Consider the following 5,036-nt stretch of genomic DNA (forward strand, 5'->3'; position numbering starts at 1 on the left):
ACGCGAGATGGAGGCGGGGGGACTGACCCACTCGCCCTTGATCTCGTACACCGTCGCAGCCGAGGCCGGCCCGGCGACGGCACCAAGGCCGGTCACCGCCACCAGCAACGAGATCACGACGATCGTCCATCGCCGAAGCAGCGACCTTGCTGCCGCGGTCGTACGACTTGGTGGTGCAGGCATGCGCGTCATGACAACTTCTCTCCTCGGAGGGATGGAGTCCCGAAACAACACCTGCGAGGACTCCCGAGTGGTAGATGCCCCTTCACCCTGCAGCCGTTCCGTGCGAGGAGCCCAGGGGTGGAGCGCATTTGGTCCGGCAGTTGGTCCGCTCTGGTCCGCCCGTGGTCCAGGCGGATCGACCAGGCGTGGATCAGCTGGACCGTGCTCATCCGACCCACCGGCATGGTTTCGCCGTCATCGGGAATCGTGTGTGGTGTGAGCAAGCGACTCGCCGACTGGCCCTCCGTGACCGACAGGTTCCTCCACGTGGAGGGCCGCCGAGTCCGGATCCTGTCCGCGCGAGGCCGACGGACGCCGGGGGCCGAGCCGCAGCTGCTCGTGCACGGCCTCGGCGGCTCGTCGGTGACGTGGGTGGAGGTGATCCGCGGTCTCTCACGACGCGGCCCGGTCGTGGCCGTCGATCTGCCCGGCTTCGGTCGGACGCCGATCGTCGACGACGACTCCCTCACCGTGCAGGGGTATCGGGACTTCGTGCTCGAGGTGGCCGATGCCCTCGCCTGGGACAGGTTCACCCTGCACGGCAACTCGATGGGCGGCCTGATCGGGACCCTCCTCGCCGCGAAGCATCCTGACCGGGTCGACCGACTCGTCCTGGTGTCCCCGGCGTTGCCGCCGCGCACGCCACTGGGGTTCCTGCGACCGAACCGGGCCACGATCGACGGGATGCTGCCGGTCGCGATCTCATCCCTCACGGCAGCCGCCCTGGGCGTCGTGGGGCTCGCCGGTCCCGGGCTCGACGCGCGTCGCAACCGTGCGATGCTCAGGCTGATCTTCCCCGACCCGGACGGCGTGGACCGTGCAGTCCTCGACCTCATGGCCGCGGACTTCGCCGAGGACATCGCGGGCGTGGACCGGCGTCGGGCTCTCCTGTCCGCCACCCGCTCGATCTCCTCGTTGTGGGCCGACCCTCGATGCAGCTGGCGCGCGGTCCGGCAGGTCCAGGCTCCGACGCTCCTGCTCGGAGGCACGCAGGACGCCCTGGTCCCCGCGAAAGTGCTCCGGGCCGTGCTTGCGGAGCGACCGGACTGGGAGGGCCACGTGCTCGACGACCGGCGTCACGCGCTGATGCTCGAGGACCCGGAGGCCTATCTGCGCATCTTCGACGATTGGCACACCGGGGCGGCCGCGGCCTGATCCGGCCGCCTCTCGCGACGGCGCCGGTCGCACCAGGACCGGACGAACCGTGGACCAAATGCGTCCCGCCCTCTCCCCCGTGACGCCTGTCGATGTCAGCGTTCCCCACTCGGGCCTTCACTCGGTTCGGCACCTCCCGTGCCGTGGCCTGCGGGCCGACCGCACAGATGGAGAAGCGACATGGAGCAGTCCAGGAAGCACCACCCGTCCCCGGCACGCCGCACTGTGCTGGTCGGTGGTCTGGCGGCCACCGCCGGTCTGGCCGTCTCCTCGCCGGCGCGCGCGACCGAAGGAGGCGGCAGCATGACCACCACCCAGATCCTCGCCGGGATGGGCGCCGGCGTCGCGTCGTACGACCCGCCCGTGACGGCGGTCGCGGCCACGGTGACGCTCCACTCCGACACCGGGTTCGTCCCGGCCCTGGTGCCGAGCGATGCGCCGTTGCGCGCGCTGGTCTCGGACAGCGTGAACGGCACGATCGTGACGTCCTGCACGGGCGCCCTCGGGGCGCACAACCTCAACGGACTGCTCAAGTGGGCCGACGGCACGACCAGCGCCTACACGATCGACTCCGTGGAGGGCGAACGCATGAACGGGCACGTCCTGCTGCATGCGACCGGCACCATCAAGAACGGCTACTACGCCGGGGCCAAGGTCGACCGCCTGGAGTCCAGGCTCAGCGACGACATGTCCACCTGCGTCGCCGGCGGCGGGCCGGTGACCGGGACCACCGGGTCGGTCGTCATCAACGTCACGCTTCCCTAGCGGAGCACGCGGACCAGGGTGCTCCGAGCCACCGGGGTCAGCGCGGCGAACCGGTCGGCGACGCCGTTCGGTCGGTGGCGTGCTGCTGGGCGACCCATGCGGCGATCTGCGCCCGCGAGCGGAAGCCGAGCTTGGTCAGGATGCGCTGGGCGTGGGTCTCCGCGGTCCGCACCGAGATCGTCAGCCGAGCCGCGATCTGCCGGTTGCTGAGGCCCTCGCCGATCAGCTCGGCGACCTCACGCTCGCGAGCCGTGAGGACGGTGTCCTGCTCCGACGACGCGGCTGCCGCGTGCGAGGTCAGCTCGCCCAGGGCGTAGGCGACGCCCTGATCGACGCTCAGGGCACGTCCGCGCCGGAAGGCGGCCTCGAACCGCTGGTCACCGAGCTGCGCGCGGGCGCCCTGCACGCACGCCTCGTGGTGCGGGTACATGTGCTGGTAGGTCAGCAGGGGGCGCCCCATGACCTCCCACAGGCTGTCGGCGATACCCAACAGCATGACCGCCCGCTCATGGTGACCCAGCGCGTGCTCGGCCCACGCGAGGGTCTCCTCCGACCAGCCGAGCCCGGTCAGGTCGCGGATCCCGCGGCGCAGGTCGATGCTCTGCTGGATGAGCGCGACCGCCCCGGGAAGGTCTCCCCGCTGGAGGACGGACAGGCCGATGGTCCACAGCGCGTACGAACGGTGGAAGCACTCGCCCTCGGGCTCGGTGATCCGCATGGTCTCCTCGTGGCACCAGGCCGACCGTTCGACGTCCCCGAGCAGCGCCGGCGCGAAGGACAAGGACAGGAGCAGGTCGAGCCGGACAGTCAGGTCGCGCCCCGGCTCCAGCAGCGCGAGGCCCGCCTCGAACTCCTTCGTCGCGGCAGGAAGATCGCCGCTGTAGAGCCGTACCGACCCCTCCACCCAGTGGGCACAGGCAGCGCTCGCGGGGTCTGCCACCGTGGCCAGGATCTCCCGGGCTGCTGCCAGTCTCTGCCGGCCGCCGGCGAAGTCGCCGTCGGCAAGGGCGAGCGAGCCGTCGGTGAGCAGCGCGCGAGCGCGTACGGCGGACGGCGGTCCCGGCTGGTCGAGCGCCCGGGAGAACCACAGCCGACCCTCCCGGGCCCAGCCGCGGCCCCACCAGTAGAAGTGGAAGAGCGCGGTCAGGATGCGAAGCGCGGCATCGACCTCAGCGGGCCGGGTGAGGGAGAAGTCGAGGGCGGCCTGGATGTTGGTGTGCTCCCGGTCCAGCCGGGCGAACCATGCGACCTGCCGAGCGCTGACCCACTCGGCGTCCGCCTGCTCCACCATCCGCAGGTACGCGTCTCGGTGCCTGCGCTGGAGGCGTGCCCGCTCCTCGCTCTGGCCGAGCTGCTCGCGGCCGAACTCCCGGATGGTGTCCAGCATCCGGTAGCGGACCCCGTCCGGATGACGCTCCCCGGTCAGGATCGACTTGTCGAGCAGGTTCGCCAGGAGCTCCGAGACCGTGACGACGTCCAGACCGTCGCCCGAGCAGACCGCTTCCGCGGTGTCCAGCTCGAAGCCTCCGGCGAAGACCGAGAGCCGCGCCCACAGGAGCTTCTCCAGGGGCGAGCACAGGCCGTGGCTCCACTCGATGCACGAGCGCAGCGTCCGCTGCCGCGCCGGCGCCTGTCTCAGTGGGGAGCTCAACAGGTGTGGGTGGTCGGACAGCCTGGCGAGCACCTCCTTCTCCGAGAAGGCGCGCAGGCGCGCCGCAGCGAGCTCGATCGCCAGCGGCAGCCCGTCGAGTCGCCGGCAGATCTCGGCGACGTCGCGGCGGTTGCCCTCGGTGAGGCCGTAGTCGCTCACCACCGAGGTGGCCCGGTCGACGAAGAGCTCCACGGCGCCGTACTCGAGCAGGTTGCGGTCGTCGGGCTGGGCCGGATCGGGCAGCGCGAGGGGCGACACCGGCATGACGACCTCGCCCTCGATTCCCAGCCACTCGCGACTCGTCGCCAGGATCTGAAGGTCCGAACAGGCCTGCAGCAGGGCGTCGGCGAGCGCCGCGGTGGCGTCGATGACGTGCTCGGAGTTGTCCAGCACGAGCAACAGCCGCCGCGAGGCCAGGTAGTCGATGAGCATCTCCAGTGGCGCGCGACCCGCCTGCTCCCGCAGACCGAGCGACGCTGCGACCGTGTGCACGACGAGCGCCGGGTCGCTGACCTGGTCCAGCTCGACGAGGACCGTGCCGTCGGAGAACGACCGGCTCACGGTGTTCGCGACCTCCAGGGCCAGGCGGGTCTTGCCCACGCCGCCCGGGCCGGTCAGGGTCACCAGGCGAGAGATGGAGAGCAGGCGCCTGGCCTCCGCCACGTCGCGTCGACGGCCGACGAAGCTGCTCAGCGCCAGGAAACGACCCGAGCTCGCACCCCGCTCGGGGTGACCCATGCGACGATCGTAGTCCCCCGGCGGCCCTCAGGATCCCTGTCGGCAGCAACAGCGGCACCAGGGTTCCCCACGGCTCCTACCGGGATTCGCGACCGGTGCCGGACTACGGTCGGGACATGACTGCTGCCCACCTGCCGATCGACGTCCTGGCCTGATGACGGTCACGATCCTTGACGGCGGGCTCTCCAACGCGCTCGAGGACCGCGGCCACGACCTGAGCACCGACCTCTGGACCGCGCGGCTGCTGCTCGACGACCCCCGTGAGATCGCCGCCGTGCACCGGACCTACTACGAGGCCGGTGCCGACGTCGCGACCTCAGCCAGCTACCAGGCCAGCGACGAGCTGCTCGCGGCGAGCGTCCGGATCGCCCGCGACGTGCGCGACGAGGTCGCAGCCGAGACCGGCCGGCGGCTGCTGGTGGCCGGATCCGTCGGGCCGTACGGCGCCGTGCTGGCCGACGGGTCCGAGTACCGCGGCCGGTACGGCGTCCCGGCCGCGACGCTG

Annotated in this window: 5 protein-coding genes; 3 read left to right on the forward strand and 2 right to left on the reverse strand. The window is 71.3% G+C overall.

The annotated features are described in order from the left end of the window. The coding region (locus E7Z54_RS23660) for a hypothetical protein (protein WP_206055959.1) at positions 1-192 on the reverse strand (192 nt) is incomplete at its 3' end. 246 nt (positions 193-438) lie between these two features. Here E7Z54_RS23660 and E7Z54_RS02135 point away from each other — a divergent pair. After that, entirely contained in the window at positions 439-1,377 is a 939-nt protein-coding gene (locus E7Z54_RS02135) for an alpha/beta fold hydrolase (protein ID WP_168798121.1), read from the forward strand. A gap of 180 nt (positions 1,378-1,557) precedes the next feature. Next, positions 1,558-2,142 carry a hypothetical protein gene (locus E7Z54_RS02140; protein WP_136431357.1) on the forward strand — a complete coding sequence of 195 codons (585 nt, stop codon included), beginning with the start codon at positions 1,558-1,560 and terminating at the stop codon, positions 2,140-2,142. Positions 2,143-2,179: 37 nt separating this feature from the next. On the opposite strand, the gene E7Z54_RS02145 is transcribed toward E7Z54_RS02140, so the two are convergent. After that, entirely contained in the window at positions 2,180-4,531 is a 2,352-nt protein-coding gene (locus E7Z54_RS02145) for an ATP-binding protein (protein ID WP_136431359.1), read from the reverse strand. A 154-nt stretch (positions 4,532-4,685) separates the two neighbouring features. Between E7Z54_RS02145 and E7Z54_RS02150 the strand changes: the two genes are divergently transcribed. Continuing rightward, a partial coding sequence (locus E7Z54_RS02150) for a homocysteine S-methyltransferase family protein (protein ID WP_206055960.1) occupies positions 4,686-5,036 on the forward strand: 351 nt, incomplete at its 3' end.

Origin of the sequence: Nocardioides sp. (assembly GCF_004803405.1) — a bacterium.
GTDB classification, from domain to species: domain Bacteria; phylum Actinomycetota; class Actinomycetes; order Propionibacteriales; family Nocardioidaceae; genus Nocardioides; species Nocardioides vastitatis.

Bases quoted from the DNA above. Each gene is read 5' to 3' on its own strand.
- E7Z54_RS02140 (WP_136431357.1), top strand. From the start codon at position 1,558: ATGGAGCAGTCCAGGAAGCACCACCCGTCCCCGGCACGCCGCACTGTG.
- E7Z54_RS02145 (WP_136431359.1), bottom strand. From the start codon at position 4,531: ATGGGTCACCCCGAGCGGGGTGCGAGCTCGGGTCGTTTCCTGGCGCTG.